The following is an 18670-nucleotide window of genomic DNA, read 5'->3' on the forward strand; positions in this document are numbered from 1 at the left end:
TCCGTGAGTCAGTGAGGGAAGGTGGCACAGGCATGAGCACCACCCCGCAGATGAGTCAACCGGGTCAGCACCAGGGACAGCAGCAGTACGGGCAGCAGCAGTACGGCCAGCAGCAGGGCCCGAGCACGGCCCCGCCGCGGCAGCAGGGACAGCAGCAGTACCAGCAGCAGCCCATCGGCCAGCCGCAGTACGGCTCCCAGCAGGGCATCCAGGGCCAGCAAGGCATGCAGGGCCAGCAGGGCATCCAGGGTCAGCCCGGCATGCAGCAGGTCCCGCCGCAGTTGCGCCAGCAGCTGCAGCAGCTCGGCCAGCAGCAGCCCTTCCAGCACCTGCTCCAGCAGTTCGGCCAGGAGCAGGAGCAGCAGATCCCGCAGGCGCACGCGCCGGAGATCTCCACCCAGACGCTCGCGTCCAACGTCGCGACGGCGTTCTGGGACGTCGTCCAGCCGCTCCCCGGCCAGGCGGACATCCTCTATCTGCACATCGACAACGCCTGGCGGGCCTTCGTCAACCCCAGCCCGCACACCCGCGACGAGGTCCAGGAGGCGTTCGCCTTCGGACAGCAGGTGATCGGCTACTACGACACCAACAACCCCGGCTACCTGCTGGCCATCGTGGTCACGAAGTGACCCTCGTGTGAGTGAACGGCGGCGCCGGGCGGAGACTCCTCCGCCCGGCGCCTCGGCGACGACAGCCGCTGTACCGCTACAGGGCCACGCCGAGAAGCGCGTCCACCGCGCGCGACACGATGCCGGGGGCACCCTCGTCCGTACCGCCCTCGGCGTCCTGCCGCGCGGCCCAGCGGTCGACGGCGGCGAGCGCCTTGGGGGCGTCCAGGTCGTCGGCGAGGGCCTCCCGGATCTCCTCGACCAGCGCCTCGGCAGCGGGCCCGTCAGGGCGGGACACAGCCGCACGCCAGCGGCCGAGCCGCTCCACGGCCTCTTCGAGAACGCCGTCCGTCCACTCCCAGTCCGCGCGGTAGTGGTGCGCGAGGAGGGCGAGGCGGATCGCGGCGGGGTCGACGCCGTCGCGGCGCAGCTTCGACACGAAGACGAGGTTGCCCTTGGACTTGGACATCTTCGCGCCGTCCAGGGCGACCATGCCGGCGTGGACGTACGCCTTGGCGAAGGGGTGCTCGCCGGTCAGGGCCTGGGCGTGGGAGGCGCCCATCTCGTGGTGCGGGAACGCGAGGTCCGATCCCCCGCCCTGGATGTCGAAGCCCATGCCGAGGTGGTCCAGGGCGATGGCCACGCACTCGATGTGCCAGCCGGGCCGGCCGCGGCCCAGCGAGCCGCCGTCCCAGCTCGGCTCGCCGTCGCGGGCCGCCATCCAGAGCATCGGGTCGAGCGGGTTCTTCTTGCCCGGCCGCTCCGGGTCGCCGCCGCGCTCGGCGGAGAGCAGCTTCATGGCGGCGGCGTCGAGCCCGGACACCTCCCCGAAGTGGGGGTCGGACTCGACGGAGAAGTAGACGTCGCCGTCGAGGTCGTAGGCGGCACCCAGGTCACGGAGGCGCTCGACGAGCGGCACGATGCCGGGTATCGCCTCGACGGCTCCGATGTAGTGCTGCGGCGGCAGGAGGCGCAGCGCGGTCATGTCCTCGCGGAACAGGGCGGTCTCGCCCTCGGCGAGCTCGACCCAGTCCTTGCCGTCGCGGTTGGCGCGTTCCAGGAGCGGGTCGTCCACGTCGGTCACGTTCTGGACGTAGTGAACCTGCCGCTTGGTGTCGAGCCACACGCGCTGCACGAGGTCGAACGCGTTGTAGGTCGCCGCGTGTCCCATGTGGGTGGCGTCGTACGGAGTGATGCCGCAGACATAGATACGGGCGACGGGACCGGGGTCGAGGGTGACGAGTCCACCGGTCGCGGTGTCGTGGATCCGGAGGTCGCGGCCCTTGCCAGGAAGGGCGGGGACCTCAGAAGCGGGCCAGGCATGCATGCCCTGAGCCTAACCGGACGGGGCGTCCGTATACGAGTGGGGATCATCGGAACGGTGGCTGATCCCGCACTCTTGCGCGATCGGCCGGTGTGTGCAGGGTTCGGTGCGGGTGATGCGGGTGGTTCTGTGCGGGCGGCTCCGATCAGACCGGTGGCCAGGGAATCGCGGGCCAGTCGCCCGTCGGCTCCGGGTGGCGTCCCGACTCCAGCAGGGCCGCGACCCGGGCGCGCAGCGCCTCGGTCTCCGCGGCGGTGATCAGCCCGCTCAGCCGCTCGGCGAGCGCGGCACCCTCCTTGAGGCCGTCCCGCAGGGTCTGGAGGGCCTCGACCGCCTCATCGGTCAGGGGCTCCCCCGCCCACCCCCACAGCAGCGTCCGGAGTTTGTTCTCGACGTGGAAGGTGACTCCGTGGTCGATGCCGTACAGCCGGCCGTCGGCGGGCAGCAGGTGGCCGCCCTTGCGGTCGCTGTTGTTGATCACGGCGTCGAGCACCGCGAGGCGGCGCAGGCGTACGTCGTCCGCGTGCACGAGGAGCGCCGTCCGCTCCTCGTCGACCTGCGCGAAGCCGACCGCTTTCCAGCCCTCGCCCGGTGCGTCGCCGTCGACCAGGGCGAGCAGTTCCGCGTCGCCCGAGGCCTCGATCCACAGCTGGCACATGCCTTCGCCGTGCGGTCCCGTCCGCAGGACCGTCGGCGGCACCAGGTCCCAGCCGGTGGCCCGCGACACCTCGTACGCGGCGACCTCGCGCTGCGCGAGCGTGCCGTCCGGGAAGTCCCACAGGGGGCGCTCGCCGGCGACCGGCTTGTAGACGCAGGCGGCTTCCTGGCCCTCGTACGCGACCGTGCAGTACAGGACCGCGTTCGAGGCCTCACGGATGCGGCCGCGCACGGTCAGCTCGCCGTGGGTGAGGAGCGTGACGGGGTCGACGCTCACGCTCCCCGCCGGTATCCGTTCTGGCGCGGGCATACATGTCCTTCCGGGTCGAGCGGGAGGCTGCACAGCGGGCACGGCGGGCGGCCCGCGTTCACGACGTCGAGGGCTCTTTTGGCGAAGGCGCGGGCCTGCGCGCCGGTGAGGCGGACGCGCAGCATCGGCGGGCCGTTCTCGTCGTCCTGCAGAAGCCTTTCCTCCGCGGCGGCGAGATCGTCGTCGGAATCGGCGTCCAGCTCGACGAGCGCCTGCGCCTCGACGACCATCCGCTCCTCCTCGCCGTCCCAGGCGAGCGCCATGGTGCCGACCCGGAACTCCTCCTCCACGGGGGAGTCGAGCGGCGCGCTGTCGGCGACCTCGGTGGGGGCGACGGCCGGCACGGGGGCGCTGCCCCCGCTGCGGCGCACGACCTCGTCGAGGAGTTCCTCCATGCGCTCGGCGAGCGCGGCCACCTGGGTCTTCTCCAGGGCGACGCTGGTCACCCTGACCCCGGCGGAGGCCTGGAGGAAGAACGTACGCCGTCCGGGCAGCCCGACCGTTCCCGCGACGAAACGCTCCGGGGGGTCGTAGAGGAACACCTGACGGGACACGACCTGTCTCCATTGGATCGACTGCAAGAGGAGTGCTTCAAAAGGGCTGCTTCAACCGCAAGAGGGCTGCTTCAACCGCTTCACCCTACTGCGGGCGACGATCACGGTGCGCCCGCACCGCCCCCGACTGTCGCGTCGCCGCTCGGCGGCTCCTCGCGCGGCGCCAGCGAGGCGAAGTCACCGGTGTCCCCGAGGCGTACGAGGAAGGGGCGCAGCCGGGTGTAGCGGATGACGGTGACGGAACAGGGCTCCACGGAGATGCGCTGGAAGAGGTCGAGGTGGAGTCCGATGGCCTCGGCGACAAGGGACTTGATGATGTCGCCGTGCGAGCACATCAGGTACACGGCGTCCTCGCCGTGCTCGCGCTCCACGCGGGCGTTCCACTCGCGGACCGCCTCGGCCGCCCGTGTCTGCATGGCCCGCATGGACTCGCCGCCGGGGAACGCGGCCGCGGAGGGGTGCTGCTGGACGACCTCCATCAGCGGCTCGTCGGTGAGCTCGGCGAGCTTGCGGCCCGACCAGTCGCCGTAGTCGCACTCCCCGATGCGGTCCTCCGTGTGCGCCCGGAGCCCGGGTCGGGCGGCGAGGAGCGGTGCGACGGTCTCCTGGCAGCGCTGGAGGGGGCTGGTGACGACCTCGGCCAGCGGCAGGGCCGCGAGCCGTCCGGGCAGCGCGGCGGCCTGTGCGGCGCCCCGCTCGTCGAGGGCCACGCCGGGGGTCCACCCGGCGAGCAGACCGGCGGTGTTGGCGGTGGAGCGTCCGTGCCGGACGAGGATCAGCGTGGGCATGCGGACCAGCCTAAGCGCCGAGGAAGTGCAACCCCCGGGGTGGCTGGGAACAATGCGCAGTGTGATTGTCGACTGTGCCATCTATCGCGAGGGGCGCCGCAGCGAAGGCCCCCAGGACTTCTCCGATGCCCTGGAGGAGGCGCGGGGGACGGGCGACGCGTTCGTGTGGATCGGGCTGCACGAGCCGACGGCGGAGGAGTTCGACGAGGTCAGCAAGGAGTTCGGGCTGCATCCCCTGGCCGTGGAGGACGCCCTCAAGGCGCACCAGCGGCCCAAGCTGGAGGTCTACGACGACTCGCTGTTCATGGTCCTCAAGCCGGTGGTGTACGAGCCGGACAGCGACACGGTCTCCTCCGGCGAGGTCATGATCTTCGTGGGTGACTCGTTCGTGGTGACCGTCCGGCACGGCGAGGGCGCGCCCCTCGGTGCCGTGCGCCACCGTCTGGAGGCCGAACCGGACGTCCTGAAGCACGGCCCGACGTCGGTCCTGTACTCCATCGCGGACGCGTCCGTGGACCACTATCTGGAGGTCGCCGACGAGTTGCAGGCCGACCTGGAGGTCCTGGAGGCGGAGGTCTTCTCTCCGGAGGGCGGGCGTTCGCGTCCCACGGCGTCGCGGATCTACACCTTCAAGCGGCAGATCCTGGAGTTCCGCCGGGCCACCGGGCCGTTGGCGCTGCCCGTGGCGCGCCTCTCCGGAGCGGGCCCTTTCAGCCCCTCCGTGCCGTTCGTGGACGAGACGGCGCGGCCGTTCTTCCGGGACGTCAACGATCACCTGACGCGCGTCAACGAGTCCGTGGAGGGCCTGGACCGGCTGGTGTCGGACATCCTGTCCGCGCATCTGGCGCAGATGAGCGTGCGGCAGAACGACGACATGCGGAAGATCTCGGCCTGGGCCGCGATGGCGGCGGTCCCCACGATGATCGCGGGCATCTACGGCATGAACTTCGACCACATGCCGGAGCTGCACTGGTGGTGGACCTATCCGGCCGTGCTCCTCCTGATGGCGGTCCTGGAGGTCGTCCTGTACAGGATGTTCAAGCGGCGCGGCTGGATGTAGTGCCGGGTTCGCCGTGAGCGGCGCGTCGTGTGCGGCGTCAGGCGAATTCGGCGGCCGATGTCGCGGGCCCGCCCAGCGCGTCGCGGCGCCGGGGCGTCTTCAGGGAGACCATCCGCCGCCAGCCGCCCGCCCTCTCGTAGCCGTGCAGGGCGTGGATGCCCGCGGCGAGCAGCTGCCGCTTGGCCGGGGCCCAGCCGAGGACGCGCCCCATGCGCTCCATCACCGCGAGGCTCACGTCGCGGTGGATGCGGATCTCGGCGAGCGCGCAGTCGCGCAGCGTGCGCTGGATGGCGGGGCCGTGCCCGGCGTACGCGAACCGCAGCAACTCCTCGTGGCAGTAGGCCAGATGATTGTCCTCGTCGTGGGAGATCATCCGCACCGCGCGGCCGATGTCCGGGTCGTCGGCGAAGTACCTGAGCAGCAGCCGCATCTGCTCGGAGGCCCGCTGCTCGGTCACCCTGCTGTGCGCGAGGTAGGTGACGATGTCCTGCACGGTGAGGGGCTCCGCGGCCTTCAGCCGGTCGTGCGCGAGGCCGATTCCGTGCCGCTCCAGGAGCATCGTGTAGTCGGTCTCGGGCGGGACGTCGACGGGCTGCAGGCCGCGCTTCTTCAGCAGGGCGCGGAAGATGCGGCCGTGCTTGTCCTCGTCGGCGCCGTGCCGGGCGATCTTGGGGGCGAGCGCGCGCTCGGTCTCCGGGACGAGTGCGGCGATGCGCCCGTTCTCCCAGCCGCCCTGGGCCTCACCACTGGCCGCGATGGAGCAGAAGAGCCGGAACGACTCGTCGTTGTCGAGGATCTCTCTGAAGACACTCCTGGCCGACAGCATCACTGGCACCTCCATGCCCGACATGCCCTGCGCGCGGACCTGCGCGAAGAACGAGTCAAATGCGAGGTTCCACCGGGGGCAACAGCTGTACAGGTCAGCTCCGCCGAACGAAGGACACCGGCACCGCCACGAGGCCGTAACCGTCGGCCCCTGTGCGGCGTTGTTCCCGGTGACGGCCGTGGCGGGGAAGACCCCCCGAGCCCCCACCACGGCCGCGGACTTCCTCTTCCGCTACGCCAGACCGGCGCGCTCCAGCGCCTCCGTGCCGGCCCGCAGCGCCGTGATCCGCTCCTCCAGCGTGAAGCCCGCGGGGGCCAGCGTCAGCGTGGTGACACCGGCGGCGGCGTAGGCCCGCATCCGGTCGGCGATCCGGTCCACGGAACCGAGCAGCGTGGTCGAGTCGATCAGCTGGTGCGGCACGGCGGCGGCGGCCCCGTCCTTGTCGCCCGACAGGTACTTGTCCTGGATCTCGGCGGCCTCCTTCTCGTACCCCATGCGCTGCGCGAGCTGGTTGTAGAAGTTCTGCTTCCGGCTGCCCATGCCGCCGACGTAGAGGGCGGTGTACGGCCGGAACATGTCGGCGAGGGTGTCCACCTGGGCGTCCTCGCCGACGGCGAGCGGCAGCGTCGGGACGACGTCGAAGCCCTCCATGGTCCTGCCCGCCTTCTCGCGCCCGGCGCGCAGGTGCTTGACCGCCGTCTCCTCCAGGTGCTCGGCGGCCGGGAAGATCAGCAGGGCGCCGTCGGCGATCTCGCCGGTCTGCTCCAGGTTCTTGGGGCCGATCGCGGCGACGTACAGCGGGATGTGCTCGCGCTGCGGGTGGACGGTCAGCTTGATGGGCTTGCCGGGGCCGCCGGGCAGCGGCAGCGTCCAGTGCTCACCCTCGTACGAGAGGCGCTCCCGGGTCATGGCCTTGCGGACGATCTCGACGTACTCACGCGTGCGTGCCAGCGGCTTGTCGAACTTCACGCCGTACCAGCCCTCGGAGACCTGAGGGCCCGAGACGCCGAGGCCCAGCCGGAAGCGGCCGCCGGAGAGCGAGTCGAGGGTCGCCGCCGTCATCGCGGTCATCGCCGGCTGCCGGGCCGGGATCTGGAAGATGGCGGACCCGATGTCGATGCGCTCGGTCTGCGCGGCCACCCAGGACAGCACCGTCGCGGCGTCCGAGCCGTACGCCTCGGCGGCCCAGCAGACCGCGTAGCCCAGCTTGTCGGCCTCCTTGGCCACGGCGAGATTGTCCGCGTCCATCCCCGCGCCCCAGTAGCCGAGGTTGATCCCGAGCTGCATGACAGATCCCCTTACCGCTGTACTCATGAGTAACGTCCCTGTGCCGGGGACTGTAAAGGGTGACCGAGTTCTCCACAATCACTGGTTCGTCCACAGGCCCGCCCACCGCCGGGGCCCGGCCAGTAATCTCAGCGCCCATGGAGCAGAGGCATCTCGGCCGGACCGGCCTTCGCGTGTCCCGCATCGGACTCGGCACCCTCACCTGGGGGCACACCGAGGAGAACGACGCCGCCGAGCTGTTGAAGGTGTTCTGGGAAGCGGGCGGCACCCTCGTCGACACCGCCGATGTGTACGGCGACGGGGAGGCCGAGTATCTGCTCGGGCGTCTGGTCGAGCGGCTCGTGCCCAGGCGCGACCTGATCATCGCCACCAAGGCGGGCAGCGTCCCGGACCCCGAGCGGCGCTTCGACGGCTCGCGCGGCCACCTGCTCGCCGCGCTCGACGCCTCCCTCACCCGCCTCAACACGGACTATGTGGACCTGTGGCAGGTGCACGCCTTCGATCCGGAGACACCTCTGGAGGAGACGCTGCAAGCCCTCGACATAGCGGTCAGCAGCGGGCGGGCCCGCTATGCGGGAGTCTCCAACTTCTGCGGCTGGCAGCTCGCCAAGGCCGCCACGTGGCAGCTCGCGCCGCCCGGCACCCGCACCCGCCTGGCCAGTACGCAGATGGAGTACTCCCTGCTCCAGCGCGGCGTCGAGCGGGAGGTGCTGCCCGCGGCCATCGACCTCGGAGTCGGCCTGCTGCCGTCCTCGCCGCTCGGCCGGGGCGTGCTCACCGGGAAGTACCGCCACGCCACCCCCGCCGACTCGCGCGGCGGTTCGGACCAGCTGGCGCCCTTCGTCGCGCCGTATCTCGACGACACGGCGGGCCGCATCGTCGACGCGGTCGCGACGGCCGCCGAGGGGCTCGCGGCCACCCCGCTCCAGGTCGCCCTCGCGTGGGTGCGGGACCGGCCGGGAGTGACGGCCCCGATCGTCGGCGCGCGCAACGCGCAGCAGCTCACGGCCGCGTTGTCAGTGGAGCCCCTTAGTCTTCCTGACGAGATCTGCCAGGCGCTCGACGACGTGTCGGCGCCGGTGCACCGCTATCCCGATCACGACTGGAGCACGCTGTGAGTACGGAACCCGCTGCCGCGGAGGACCCCGAGGCCGCTGCCGCGGAGCAGGCGGAGTCGTCCGGCGCGGAGGAAGCCGCGCCGGACACGTCAGGGACGCCGGAGCCACCGGAGACACCGCAGGCGCAGGAGGCCCAGGAGGGAGAGGGCGAGGTCGAGGGCGAGGCCAAGACAGAGGGCACCGAGCTGTCCGAGGCCGAGGCGGAGATCGCCGCGCAGCGGGAGCTGCGGGAGCGGATCGAGCAGCGGAAGGCGTCGAAGCAGGGACCGATCGGGGCCGGCGCGAAGCTGAGCGGGACCGCCGCCGATCTGCTGGCCGCCGTGCGGGCCGTGGAGAGCGGCGAGAAGCCCGTCGCGAGCGCCTTCCGTGACCCGCAGCCCGCACCGCGCAGGCCCGCGCCGTCCGCCGCCCCGGAGCCCGTGCGCCCGCAGCAGCCGGAGCCGTCGCGGGCGCCCGCGACGGAGACCGTCGAGGCCGTCGCCGCCGTGCTCGCCGAGGGAGGCGCGCCGCCCACCCTCGCCGCCCCGGCGGCGGCCGCGCTCGGCGAGGGAGCCGACGGGCTGCTGCGTGAGGACCCCTGGCAGTTGCTGCGGGTCGCCGGGGTGCGGCCCGAGCAGGCCGACGGGTTCGCCAGGGCGCTGCTCGGCCCGGAGTGCGGCCCGGACGACGAGCGCAGGGGCCGTGCCATCACCGTGTGGCTCCTGGAGCAGGCTGCCCTCGCCGGGCACACGGCGCTCGACTCCGCGGCGCTGACCGCCGCGCTCGGGCAGCGTGCGGTGCCGGACCCGGACGCGGCCGTGCAGAGCGCGCTCGCCGAGGGCGACGCACTCGTCTTCCAGGACGCCCTTGAGGGGGCCGAGGTGCCGGCCCGGCGCCCGGACGGCGAGGGTGTGCGGGGCGGCGAGGGGGACGAGGGGGGCGAGCAAGACGCCGTCGAGGAGCCGGAGCGCCCGGTCCGCGTCCTGATCGGCCTGGAGAGGTACGCACTGGCGGAGGAGAGCCTCGCCGACGGCCTCGCCCGGGTGATCAACTCCCTGCCGAAGGAGGACGGCTCCGGCCCCCGGGACGCCGACTGGGAGGCCACCGCCGCGCAGTCGTCGGGGACCGCCGCCGAGCTGATCCGCGCCGTCGCCGGGCACGGCCTCGTGCTGCACTCCGGCGGCGAGGAGGCCCGCGCCGAGCCCGCCGCCCTGGTCGCCGCGGCCACCTCGCTCGGCCTGCGGGTGTGCGCCGCCGCCCACAGCGCCGACGGACGCCGTCGCCTCGCGCGGGCGACGGGCTCGGAGGAGACCGCGGTGACCGTGGCGGGCCTGCTCTCCGGGGCGCAGGGCCCCGGACGCGACGCGGACGGCGCGCTCGCGCTCGATCTCCTGGTCGTCCTGGACGCGCCACAGCTGGACGTCGAGACCGCCGCGATGCTCGTCGAGTCGCTGCCGGACGGCGCCCGCCTGGTGCTCAGCGGCGACCCCGGCGTCCTGTGGTCGGCGGGCCCCGGCCGGGTCTTCGCCGACCTCCTCGCCGCGCGCTGCTGCCCGCAGGTCGTCTCGCGCACCCCCGACCCGGGCCCCCTCGGGGAGCTGACGTCCGGCATCGGCATCGGCGAGCTGAACCAGGTCGAGGCGCCCGGCAAGGAAGTCGTCCTCGTCCCGGTGCGGGATGCCGCCGAGGCGATCCACCGCACCGTGCAGCTCGTCGCGGACTCGGTGCCGAGGGCGATCGGGGTGCCCGCGGAGCAGACACAGGTCATCACGCCGGGCCACGGCGGCGCGGCGGGCACCCGCGTGCTCAACGCGGCGCTGAAGGAACGGCTGAATCCGGGCCCCGGCCGGTTCGGCGGCTTCGACCCGGACGACCGGGTCGCGCACGTCCCCGCCCCTGGCCGAACGACGCTCGGCCGCGTGGTGCGGGCCGACGCGGAGGGGCTGCACCTGGAGTGCGACGGCGCCCCCGTCGTCGTACCCAAGGAGCGGGTGGAGCGGGAGGTGCGGCACGCGTGGGCGCTCACCGCGCACCAGGCCGCGGGGCAGCGCTGGCCCGCGGTGGTCGTGGTGCTGCCGGGCGACGCCGCGCAGGCGCTGACCCGCCCCTGGGTCTACACCGCGTTCAGCCGCGGGGAGCGGCACCTGTCGGTCGTGCAGGGCGTGGAGCAGGCGCTGCCTCGCGCGGTCGCGGAGCGCCTCTGGAAGGACCGGACGACGCGCCTGCAGACGCTGCTGCGCCCGCAGGTGCCCGCGGAGCCGGCCGCGGCGGCCTGAGCCGGCCGCTCGCGCGAGAAATGCGCTCGCCGCCCCCGGGAGAGGAGGCGGCGAGCGCAGGAGCGATTCGTCACGGAGGCGCGTCAGCGACGAGCTGTTCCGTCGGTGTCGTCGTCGGCATCATCGGTGTCGTCGGTCTCATCGGTGTCGTCTGCGTCGTCGATCTCGTCGAGCGGCACCGGCACGTCGGGGTCGATGTCGACGTCCGCGTCGAGGCCGTCGAGTCCGTCGTCGTCCGCTTCGTCGTCGAAGACCACGCTGACGTCGAAGCGGCACACCACCCGGTGCGGGTCGGCGTGGTCGAAGGGGGCGTCGAGCCACTCCCCCGGCTCGGCCGGGGTGTCCACCGCGGTGACCCAGAGCGTCGAATCGCCCTCCTCCAGACCGAACTCCTTGTGCCGGGAGGAGATCTCGTCCGGTTCGAACTCGCCGAAGAGGACGCCGAGGGCGCTGTGCACGGTGTCGGCCGAGCCGTTGCTCCCCGCGCCGCCCGCGTCGAGGTCGGCGACCCGCTGGGCCTGGGCCAGGAGCCGCTGCGGCTCCGCCACGGTGTAGTCACGGCGGATCAGCACGCTCAGCGCGTTGGCCTCCTCCGGGCCCTGGTAGGGCGGCAGCGCGTCCTCCGTGCCGGGGATCTCGAAGGGCGTGACCTCGTCGTAGCGGTCGTAGAGGAGCTCGTCGTACTCCTCCGCCGCCGCGGCGAGTTCGTTGAACGCTTCATAGACGGCCGGATCGTCCTCGCCCGACCTGCGTTCGACCGCGGCCAGGTGGCGGTCGAGCGCGGTCTTGACCGCCTCGGCGGCGGCACGTACCTCGGCAGCGGTGGGCTGCGCAGCATCAGACATAGTGCAGACGCTATCCGTACCGGGCCCGTGCCCGCACAATAGATGCGATGCCGGAATACGAATTTGTCGACGTGTATGTACCGCGCGGGGTCACCCGCAAGGAAGCCACACGCCTGCTGACGGACCACGCAGAGTACGGACACTGGGAGTTGGACCGCCTGAGACTGCACCCCGACGGGAGCCGCAGAGTGCGGCTGAAGCGGCGGATCATCCGCCAGGTGCGGGCCACCTGGTGAGTGCCGCGCGCCCGGGGACGCCGGGCCGCGGCGCGGGAAAGACGGAGCGGGCCCCACGACGGTGGGGCCCGCTCCGTTCGGCGTGCTCGGACGGCGGGGTGGCTCAGGCGGCCGCCCGGGCCCTCCGGTAGAGCACCGCGCCCGCGAGCAGCGCGCCCGCGCCGAGCGGCAGTGCGACGCCGAGCGGCAGCTCACTGCCCGTCGAGGCGAGCTGCGACGTCCCCTCGGGCGGCGTGACGAGCTGCGCGCCCGGGTCGCCCGGGATGCCGCGGTCGTCGATCGGGGTGAGCGGGTCGTGCGGCGACTGGGAGCCGCCGGGGGTGCCGGGATCGCCGGGCTTCCCCGGCTTGCCCGGGTCGCCGGGCTTCCCGGGCTTGCCGGGGTTGTCCGGCTTACCGGGGTCGCCCGGCTTGCCCGGCTGCTCCGGCTTGCCCGGCTGCTCAGGCTTGCCCGGGTGCTCGGGGTCGGTCGGGGGCTTCTCGCCGCCCGGCGGCTTCCCCGCGTCTCCGGAGTCGTTGGCGCATTCGTTGCCCATGGCGGGGTTGCCGAGGCCGCCGATGGTGACGCTGTTGCCGCAGACGTTGACCGGAGCGTTGATCGGCAGCTGCACGTTGTTGCCGGAGCCGACGCCGGGTGAGTCGCCGGCGTGACCGTCGGCCTTGGCTCCGCCGCCGGACGGCTTGTGCGAACCGCTTCCCTTGCCTGAGGTGTTGGCGCAGTGGTTTCCTGCCGCCGGGTTGAGGACGCCGACCACGTTCACGGTGTTTCCGCACACGTTGACCGGAACGTCGATGGGGAGCTGGACGCTGTTGCCCGCCAGCACGCCGGGCGAACCCGAACTGCTTCCCCTCGCGCCCGAATCCGCCTGTGCGTGACCGCCGGTCGCGGCGAGCACGCCGGTCGCGGCCGCCACGGTGATCAGGCCTTTACGCGTGACCTGTCGCATAGCTGTTCCCTGCCTTTTGCCGTACATCCGGAATACGCCCGGACCCGCTGGCCCGGACGTGGAATACCCGTCGGCCCCGGAGCGCATGGCGTGCACTCCGGGGCCGACAAGCTCAGACCCTTAACGGGTGAGGCGCGGCAACGTCACTTGTTGACGCAGTAGTTGCCGAAGGTGGGGTTCAGCAGACCGATCACGGAGACCGTGTTGCCGCAGGCGTTCACCGGCACGTGCACGGGCACCTGGACGACATTGCCCGACGCGACGCCGGGGGAGTTGACAGCGGCACCCTGGGCACCGGCGTCGGCAGTGGCGATGCCCGCACCGGCGAGCACGAGACCACCGGTGGCAGCCACAGCGGCGACGACCTTCTTGAGCATTATTCCTCCTAGTTGGCAATGCAGTCCCAGCCGCGGACTGCATCACCTGTAACGAGGAGGGATCTCCATGGCTACGAGCCTATGGTCTCATTCACTCTTTTCAGTCAAGTACGTACGCACTGGCGATTGTTGGAGATACGTTTCGGTCAGGAAGCCTCGATGAAGCGGTCGAGCACCCGGACGCCGAACTTCAGGCCGTCGACCGGGACCCGCTCGTCGACACCGTGGAACATGCCCGCGAAGTCCAGCTCCGGGGGCAGCTTCAGCGGCGCGAAGCCGAAGCCGCGGATGCCGAGGTCGTCGAAGGACTTGGCGTCCGTGCCGGCCGAGAGCATGTAGGGCACGGCGCGGGCGATCGGGTCCTCGGCCCGCAGGGCGGTCTGCATGGCGTCGACGAGGGCGCCGTCGAAGGTGGTCTCCAGGGCCTTGTCCGCGTGGACGTCCTCGCGCTTGACCCGCGGACCGAGGATCCGGTCCAGATCGGCGAGGAACTCCTCCTCGTACCCCGGCAGGTAGCGCCCGTCGACGTGCGCGGTGGCCTGCCCCGGGATCACGTTCACCTTGTACCCGGCGCCGAGCTGCGTCGGGTTGGCGGTGTTCTGCAGGGAGGCGCCGATGAGCTTGGCGATGCCGCCGAGCTTGGCGAGCGTCGCGTCCATGTTCTCCGGGTCGAGCTCGGTGCCGAGGGCGTCGCCGAGCTCGTCGAGGAAGTGCCGCAGCGTCTTGGTGACCCGCACCGGGAACTTGTGCCGCCCGAGGCGCCCGACCGCCTCGGAGAGCTCGGTGATCGCGTTGTCCTTGTGGATCATCGAACCGTGACCGGCGGTGCCGTCCACGGTCAGCTTCATCCAGTGCATGCCCTTCTGGGCCGTCTCGACGAGGTAGAGCCGCAGGTTCTCGTTGACGGTGAAGGAGAAACCACCGACCTCGCTGATCGCCTCCGTGCATCCCTCGAAGAGGTCCGGGTGGTTGTCGACCAGGTACCGCGCGCCGTACGTGCCGCCCGCCTCCTCGTCCGCGAGGAACGCCAGGACGATGTCGCGCGGGGGCTTGCGGCCGCTGCGCATCCGCTCCCGTACGACCGCGAGGGTCATCGCGTCCATGTCCTTCATGTCGACGGCGCCCCGGCCCCACACGCAGCCGTCCGCGATCTCCCCGGAGAAGGGGTTGTGCGTCCAGTCCGCCGCGTTGGCGGGCACGACGTCCGTGTGGCCGTGGATGAGGAGCGCGGGCCGCGACGGGTCCTCGCCCTCGATCCTCGCGACCGTGGAGGCCCTGCCGGGGTGGGACTCGAAGATCTTCGGTTCGAGTCCGACCTCGGCGAGCTTCTCCGCGACGTACTCTGCGGCCTTGCGCTCCCCCGGGCCCGAGTGGTCGCCGTAGTTGCTCGTATCGATCTGGATCAGTTCGCGACAGAGGTCGACGACCTCGTCCTCACCGGTGACGGCCTTGCCCGTGCTGGACCCGCTCACGCTGGTTCCTCCCGCATTCGCTGCTGGTGGTCCCCTTCATCCTCCCTCTCCGGGGCTCCGCGCCCAAGGGCGGGCGGGTGTCGTCACGCGCCGTTCACAGCGGACCAGGGGGGTGATCGAGTACCCCTGGAGGCCTGGTAATGTTCTCTCTGTCGCCGCGGGGAACACCCCGCCAAGACAACACCCGGTCCGGGTGGCGGAATGGCAGACGCGCTAGCTTGAGGTGCTAGTGCCCTTTATCGGGCGTGGGGGTTCAAGTCCCCCCTCGGACACAAGCAAGGCCCCAGTCGCGAGACTGGGGCCTTTCGCGTGTGCGGTCGGCCACGGATGACAGGTCAGGTCGGCCGCGGATCAGGGCCGGCCTGCACAGTCGCGCCAGTGGGCGTGGTTGCGGCGGGCGGCCCGCGTGTCGTCGTGCCGCTCGCCCAGCGCGGAGCCGTAGCTCTCGGCGAGCTCGGCGAAGGCGGCCGCCGCGCGATCGGGGTGGCCGCTCACCCCGAGCCAGTGCGCGTACTGCCACCGGCAGCTCAGGGAGCGCACGTCGCCGGGGCCGAGCGCCCCCGAGGCGTCCACGGACAGCTCGGCGAACAGGTCGGCGGCCGAGGCCGCGTCCCCGCCGATGCCGCACCACCGGGCCCGCTCGTGCCGCGCCTGGAGCGTGTCGGGGTGGGTCGGTCCGCGTTCGACGGCCAGCCGCTCGACGAGCCGTGCGTACCCCTGGGCGGCTTCGGCCGCGTGTCCGTTCTCGCCCTCGGCGTGCGCCAGGGCCCGGTGCGCGAGGAGGGTGAGCTCATGGCGTTGGCCGAGCACGTGGTCGCACTGCGGCGCCAGCCCCCGCAGGACGGTCAGCGCGCCGGCCAGGTCACCGGCCTCTGCCGACGCGAGGGCCCGGCGCAGGCGCTCCGGCACCTCGGCGGGTGTCAGCGGGCGGAACGCGGCGTTGACGGCGAGGGCCAGCTGGTCGCTCGTCCCCGTGCCGCACCGCTGGGGCCTCGGCTCCCCCTTCGCGGCGAGGACCCGGGACGTGTGCCGGTAGACGGCCTCCAGCGTGAGCAGTTCCCGCTCCGCGGCGGAGCCGTCGCGGAGGAACCTGATCAGCTCCCCCGTGAACAGCGTGTGCCGGTCGCCCAGGGGGGCGCGGGCCGGGGCGTTCGCGGGGGCCGAGGCCAGGACGAACGTGCCGGCGATCTCCAGCTGGCCGAAGTAGAGCGACGCGGTGTCCCCCATGGCCTCGATGGCCCGGCCCGAGAAGCAGCAGTCGAGCAGCAGCACACGGTTCCTGGCGGGCGCGGACGCCATCGTCTCGCGGATCAGGTCGAAGCGCAGGCTCGACCAGCCGAGCAGCTTGGTGTCGCTGCCGGTGAGCAGGAGGTGGAGCAGGCCACGGTCGTCCAGCGCGCCGTGCCCCGCGAAGTAGACGAGGAACATGTCCTCCACCGCGCTCGCCGCGCGGCTGAGCGCCTCCCCCACGCGCTGGGGCTCCTTGACGTCGCGCAGCACCGTGCAGCGCGCCTCGGGCAGCGCGCAGTTGCCGGGTCCTGTGAGCAGGGAGCGGAGGTCGTCGAGGTTGTTGTGGACGGCGGGGAGCGGGGGCAGTTCGTCGTCTTCGTAGCTGCCGCAACCGATGAGTACCGCATGCGAGTTCGAGCCGCTGGCCAGCCGCACGTCGTCCCCCTCTTGCCGCACCGCACCGCTGCCCAAATGATAGCGAGGCAACTCATTTGAGGAGTGGCGCTCTTACCGCTGTCCGAGGTTTCGGGCATGCTGGCCAATCCGAAGTCGGCTGCGACGGGTGGGGTTGGTCATGGGACGTTCGGACACGATGGACAACGCCGGCGAGTTAGGGCGCGAGGGAGGCCCGCACCAGGCTTCCGCCGTCTGCACGGCGTTTCAGAACCTGGTGGCCGATGCCGCCCTCGCCCTGGAACCGGACGCCTTCGCCTCGGCCGTCCGGCTGCTCGATTCGGTCAGGACGACCGGCAGCTGCCTCTACGTGATCGGCAACGGCGGGAGCGCCGCCACCGCGAGCCATCTGGCGTGCGACCTCGCCATGACCTCGGGCCCGCACGCCGCGGGCCTGCGGACGAACGCGCTCACCGGCAACACGCCGCTGCTCAGCGCGCTGGCCAACGACATCGGATACGACCGGGTCTTCTCCGAGCAGCTCGCGCGCCTGCTCACGCCCGGCGACGTCGTGGTGGCCATCAGCGTCAGCGGCGACTCCCCGAACATCCTCGAAGGCCTCAAGACGGCGCGGGCGCGCGGCGCGCGCACGGTCGGGCTGCTCGGGGGCTCCGGGGGGAGCGCCGCCGCGCTGGTCGACGTGCCGCTGCTGGTGGACAGCGAGGTGTACGGGGTGGTGGAGACCGTGCATCTGGGGCTCGTGCACTCGCTGGCCCTCGCCCTGGGCACGGGCAGGGGCCACCCCCGGGACATCCTGGATCCGTCGCTCGACGGAATCCAGGGCTGACGGTGGTCCACGGGCCCGCGCGGGCGCCCCGTGCGCGTACGGCCGATGTGGTCCTCGTCTCCGACCGGGGCCCTGTGACGTTCCGGTCCACCCCGTCGGGTCCCGCGCCGGAACGGCGGTCGGGCAGCGTGACGTCGCTGCTCGACAGGTCCGCGCGCGCCCTGCGTGAGGAAGTGTGCTGGCTGGCTCCGTCGACGAGCGACGAGGACCGCCGGGCGGCGCGGGAGGGCCGGTTCGACGGGCTGGGGCTCGGCTATGGATTCCGGCCGGTTCCGTGCCGGGCCGCGGACTACCGGCGGTACTACGAGGACGCGGGTGTACGAGGGCTCTGGTACGCGCTCCACGATCTCTGGGACGACCTTCCGCACGATCCCGGCCCGGGCGCCGCAGGTCCGGGGGTGTTCGGTGACGGTGCGGCTCTGCGGTCGTACCAGAGGGTGAACCGGGCCGTCGCCGCCGCGGCCGCGGCCCGCTGTCATCCCCGTACCGTCGTCTGCTTCCAGGACTACCAGTTCGGCACCGCGCCCGGGTTCCTCCGGGCCCGGCTGCCGACGCAGACGGTGGGCTTCTTCCTGCACGCGGCGTTCGCGGCCCCGGCCGCTCTCGCGGTGCTGCCCGGGGTGGTCCGGGGGCTGCTGCTGCGCGGCATGCTCGCGGCGGACGTCCTCGGCTTCCAGAGCGATCGGTGGGCGGACTCCTTCCTGCGGCTCAGCGAGGAGGCCGGGCACGAGGTCGACCGCCGGGCCGGGGTCGTCCGGCACGGCTGCCGGCGGACGCTGGTCCGCCGCTATCCGGCCCCGCCCGACCAGGAGTACCTGTCCGGCGTCTTCGGCACCCGGGAGGCGGACCGGTGGGCCGGCACCTTCCGCCGGCTGCGGCAGGGGGCGCGGCTGCTGGTGCGGGTGGACCGGCTGGACCCGGCGAAGAACGTGCTGCGGGGCTTCGAGGCCTTCGCGCTGCTGCTCGCCGACCGTCCGGAGCTGCGGCGCCGGGTCAGGTTCGTGGCGTGTCTGACGCCTTCGCGGCCCGGGGTGCCGGAGTACGCGTGGTACGCGGCCCGGGTCCGGGACGCCGTCGCCGCCATCCAGCGGGACCATCCCGGGGTGCTGACCGTGTACTGGGAGGAGGACCGGGTGCGGGCCATGGCGGCGCTGCGGGAGTACGACGTCCTGCTCGTCAACTCGGTGCACGACGGGATGAATCTGGTCGCCCAGGAAGGGGTGCTGGTGAACCGGCGGGACGGCGCGGTCGTCCTGTCGGCGCGGACCGGGAGCGCCGAGCGGCTTCGCGCGGGGGCCGTTCTCGTCCATGACCCGCGCGACGTGCGCGAGACCGCGTCGGCGCTCCGGCGGGCGCTCGCGATGCCGTCGCACGAGCGGGCGGGGAGGTCGCACCTGATGCGCGCGCCGCTCCTCGCGACCTCGCCCGAGGGCTGGCTGCGGGCACAGCTCGCGGACCTCGTGGCGGTCCGCGACGGGACGGAGCCGTAGCGCCGCCCGGCTTCCGTGCCGCCGGGCAGGCGGGCAGGCGGGCAGGC

18 protein-coding genes and 1 tRNA gene are annotated in these 18670 nt (G+C 72.4%); 8 read left to right on the forward strand and 11 right to left on the reverse strand.

The features are described from left to right. The first annotated feature begins 32 nt into the window (after nucleotides 1-32). Nucleotides 33-629 (forward strand): hypothetical protein, encoded by a 597-nt coding sequence (locus ACH4D5_RS32915; protein ID WP_398309789.1) that lies wholly within the window; start codon nucleotides 33-35, stop codon nucleotides 627-629. 76 nt (nucleotides 630-705) lie between these two features. On the opposite strand, the gene mshC is transcribed toward ACH4D5_RS32915, so the two are convergent. From mshC to ACH4D5_RS32935, 4 genes are all read right to left on the reverse strand, one after another. Continuing rightward, nucleotides 706-1935, reverse strand: a complete 1230-nt coding sequence (gene mshC, locus ACH4D5_RS32920) for a cysteine--1-D-myo-inosityl 2-amino-2-deoxy-alpha-D-glucopyranoside ligase (RefSeq protein ID WP_398309792.1) — start codon at nucleotides 1933-1935, stop codon at nucleotides 706-708. A gap of 142 nt (nucleotides 1936-2077) precedes the next feature. Further along, complete coding sequence (locus ACH4D5_RS32925; RefSeq protein ID WP_398309795.1) at nucleotides 2078-2899, reverse strand: SCO1664 family protein; 822 nt, start codon at nucleotides 2897-2899, stop codon at nucleotides 2078-2080. Then, nucleotides 2863-3453, reverse strand: a complete 591-nt coding sequence (locus ACH4D5_RS32930; protein WP_398309798.1) for a DUF3090 domain-containing protein — start codon at nucleotides 3451-3453, stop codon at nucleotides 2863-2865. Before ACH4D5_RS32930 ends, ACH4D5_RS32925 begins: the two co-directional genes overlap by 37 nt. Nucleotides 3454-3554: 101 nt before the next feature. Then, a complete protein-coding gene (locus tag ACH4D5_RS32935; protein WP_398309801.1) occupies nucleotides 3555-4241 on the reverse strand; it encodes a histidine phosphatase family protein in 687 nt (228 codons plus the stop codon). A 61-nt stretch (nucleotides 4242-4302) separates the two neighbouring features. On the opposite strand from ACH4D5_RS32935, the gene corA reads away from it, so the two are divergent. Next, nucleotides 4303-5301, forward strand: coding sequence for a magnesium/cobalt transporter CorA (corA, locus tag ACH4D5_RS32940; protein WP_398310245.1), 999 nt, complete (start codon nucleotides 4303-4305; stop codon nucleotides 5299-5301). Between the two features lie 37 nt (nucleotides 5302-5338). Here the strand turns inward: corA and ACH4D5_RS32945 are convergent, their stop codons facing one another. Both ACH4D5_RS32945 and ACH4D5_RS32950 read right to left on the reverse strand, forming a co-directional pair. After that, nucleotides 5339-6127, reverse strand: a complete 789-nt coding sequence (locus ACH4D5_RS32945) for a ferritin-like domain-containing protein (protein WP_398310247.1) — start codon at nucleotides 6125-6127, stop codon at nucleotides 5339-5341. A gap of 231 nt (nucleotides 6128-6358) precedes the next feature. Continuing rightward, the gene (locus tag ACH4D5_RS32950) at nucleotides 6359-7414 is read right to left on the reverse strand and encodes an LLM class F420-dependent oxidoreductase (RefSeq protein ID WP_398309803.1); all 1056 of its coding nucleotides are present in this window, start codon (nucleotides 7412-7414) and stop codon (nucleotides 6359-6361) included. 137 nt (nucleotides 7415-7551) lie between these two features. Between ACH4D5_RS32950 and ACH4D5_RS32955 the strand changes: the two genes are divergently transcribed. After that, a complete protein-coding gene (locus ACH4D5_RS32955; protein WP_398309806.1) occupies nucleotides 7552-8532 on the forward strand; it encodes an aldo/keto reductase in 981 nt (326 codons plus the stop codon). Beyond that, nucleotides 8529-10787 (forward strand): helix-hairpin-helix domain-containing protein, encoded by a 2259-nt coding sequence (locus ACH4D5_RS32960; RefSeq protein ID WP_398309809.1) that lies wholly within the window; start codon nucleotides 8529-8531, stop codon nucleotides 10785-10787. The genes ACH4D5_RS32955 and ACH4D5_RS32960 overlap by 4 nt, the downstream gene beginning before the upstream one ends. Before the next feature lie 83 nt (nucleotides 10788-10870). Here the strand turns inward: ACH4D5_RS32960 and ACH4D5_RS32965 are convergent, their stop codons facing one another. Further along, nucleotides 10871-11632, reverse strand: coding sequence for a hypothetical protein (locus ACH4D5_RS32965; RefSeq protein ID WP_398309811.1), 762 nt, complete (start codon nucleotides 11630-11632; stop codon nucleotides 10871-10873). A 47-nt stretch (nucleotides 11633-11679) separates the two neighbouring features. Here ACH4D5_RS32965 and ACH4D5_RS32970 point away from each other — a divergent pair, with 47 nt between their 5' ends. Continuing rightward, complete coding sequence (locus tag ACH4D5_RS32970; RefSeq protein WP_355810220.1) at nucleotides 11680-11868, forward strand: DUF5703 family protein; 189 nt, start codon at nucleotides 11680-11682, stop codon at nucleotides 11866-11868. A 103-nt stretch (nucleotides 11869-11971) separates the two neighbouring features. Here the strand turns inward: ACH4D5_RS32970 and ACH4D5_RS32975 are convergent, their stop codons facing one another. From ACH4D5_RS32975 to ACH4D5_RS32985, 3 genes are all read right to left on the reverse strand, one after another. Continuing rightward, on the reverse strand, nucleotides 11972-12814 hold the full coding sequence (locus ACH4D5_RS32975) for a chaplin family protein (RefSeq protein ID WP_398309814.1): 843 nt from the start codon (nucleotides 12812-12814) through the stop codon (nucleotides 11972-11974). A gap of 143 nt (nucleotides 12815-12957) precedes the next feature. Continuing rightward, nucleotides 12958-13191, reverse strand: coding sequence for a chaplin ChpH (chpH, locus tag ACH4D5_RS32980; protein WP_398309817.1), 234 nt, complete (start codon nucleotides 13189-13191; stop codon nucleotides 12958-12960). A 146-nt stretch (nucleotides 13192-13337) separates the two neighbouring features. Further along, entirely contained in the window at nucleotides 13338-14663 is a 1326-nt protein-coding gene (locus ACH4D5_RS32985; protein ID WP_398309820.1) for a M20/M25/M40 family metallo-hydrolase, read from the reverse strand. A 187-nt stretch (nucleotides 14664-14850) separates the two neighbouring features. Between ACH4D5_RS32985 and ACH4D5_RS32990 the strand changes: the two genes are divergently transcribed. Continuing rightward, nucleotides 14851-14935 (forward strand) — tRNA-Leu (locus ACH4D5_RS32990). A gap of 79 nt (nucleotides 14936-15014) precedes the next feature. Here ACH4D5_RS32990 and ACH4D5_RS32995 read toward each other — a convergent pair. Beyond that, entirely contained in the window at nucleotides 15015-16328 is a 1314-nt protein-coding gene (locus tag ACH4D5_RS32995; protein WP_398309823.1) for a caspase family protein, read from the reverse strand. Between the two features lie 139 nt (nucleotides 16329-16467). Here ACH4D5_RS32995 and ACH4D5_RS33000 point away from each other — a divergent pair, with 139 nt between their 5' ends. Together ACH4D5_RS33000 and ACH4D5_RS33005 are read left to right on the forward strand one after the other, a co-directional pair. Further along, nucleotides 16468-17133: an SIS domain-containing protein gene (locus tag ACH4D5_RS33000; protein ID WP_398309826.1), complete on the forward strand. Its 666-nt coding sequence runs from the start codon at nucleotides 16468-16470 to the stop codon at nucleotides 17131-17133. 47 nt (nucleotides 17134-17180) lie between these two features. Further along, nucleotides 17181-18623, forward strand: a complete 1443-nt coding sequence (locus ACH4D5_RS33005) for a trehalose-6-phosphate synthase (protein WP_398310250.1) — start codon at nucleotides 17181-17183, stop codon at nucleotides 18621-18623. The last annotated feature ends 47 nt before the right edge of the window (nucleotides 18624-18670 follow it).

The organism is Streptomyces sp. NPDC018029 (assembly GCF_044327655.1).
Lineage (GTDB): Bacteria > Actinomycetota > Actinomycetes > Streptomycetales > Streptomycetaceae > Streptomyces.

Bases quoted from the DNA above. Each gene is read 5' to 3' on its own strand.
- ACH4D5_RS32915 (WP_398309789.1), top strand. From the start codon at position 33: ATGAGCACCACCCCGCAGATGAGTCAACCGGGTCAGCACCAGGGACAG.
- mshC (WP_398309792.1), bottom strand. From the start codon at position 1,935: ATGCATGCCTGGCCCGCTTCTGAGGTCCCCGCCCTTCCTGGCAAGGGC.
- ACH4D5_RS32925 (WP_398309795.1), bottom strand. From the start codon at position 2,899: ATGCCCGCGCCAGAACGGATACCGGCGGGGAGCGTGAGCGTCGACCCC.
- ACH4D5_RS32935 (WP_398309801.1), bottom strand. From the start codon at position 4,241: ATGCCCACGCTGATCCTCGTCCGGCACGGACGCTCCACCGCCAACACC.
- ACH4D5_RS32945 (WP_398310247.1), bottom strand. From the start codon at position 6,127: ATGCTGTCGGCCAGGAGTGTCTTCAGAGAGATCCTCGACAACGACGAG.
- ACH4D5_RS32950 (WP_398309803.1), bottom strand. From the start codon at position 7,414: ATGCAGCTCGGGATCAACCTCGGCTACTGGGGCGCGGGGATGGACGCG.
- ACH4D5_RS32955 (WP_398309806.1), top strand. From the start codon at position 7,552: ATGGAGCAGAGGCATCTCGGCCGGACCGGCCTTCGCGTGTCCCGCATC.
- ACH4D5_RS32965 (WP_398309811.1), bottom strand. From the start codon at position 11,632: ATGTCTGATGCTGCGCAGCCCACCGCTGCCGAGGTACGTGCCGCCGCC.
- ACH4D5_RS32970 (WP_355810220.1), top strand. From the start codon at position 11,680: ATGCCGGAATACGAATTTGTCGACGTGTATGTACCGCGCGGGGTCACC.
- ACH4D5_RS32975 (WP_398309814.1), bottom strand. From the start codon at position 12,814: ATGCGACAGGTCACGCGTAAAGGCCTGATCACCGTGGCGGCCGCGACC.
- chpH (WP_398309817.1), bottom strand. From the start codon at position 13,191: ATGCTCAAGAAGGTCGTCGCCGCTGTGGCTGCCACCGGTGGTCTCGTG.
- ACH4D5_RS33000 (WP_398309826.1), top strand. From the start codon at position 16,468: ATGGGACGTTCGGACACGATGGACAACGCCGGCGAGTTAGGGCGCGAG.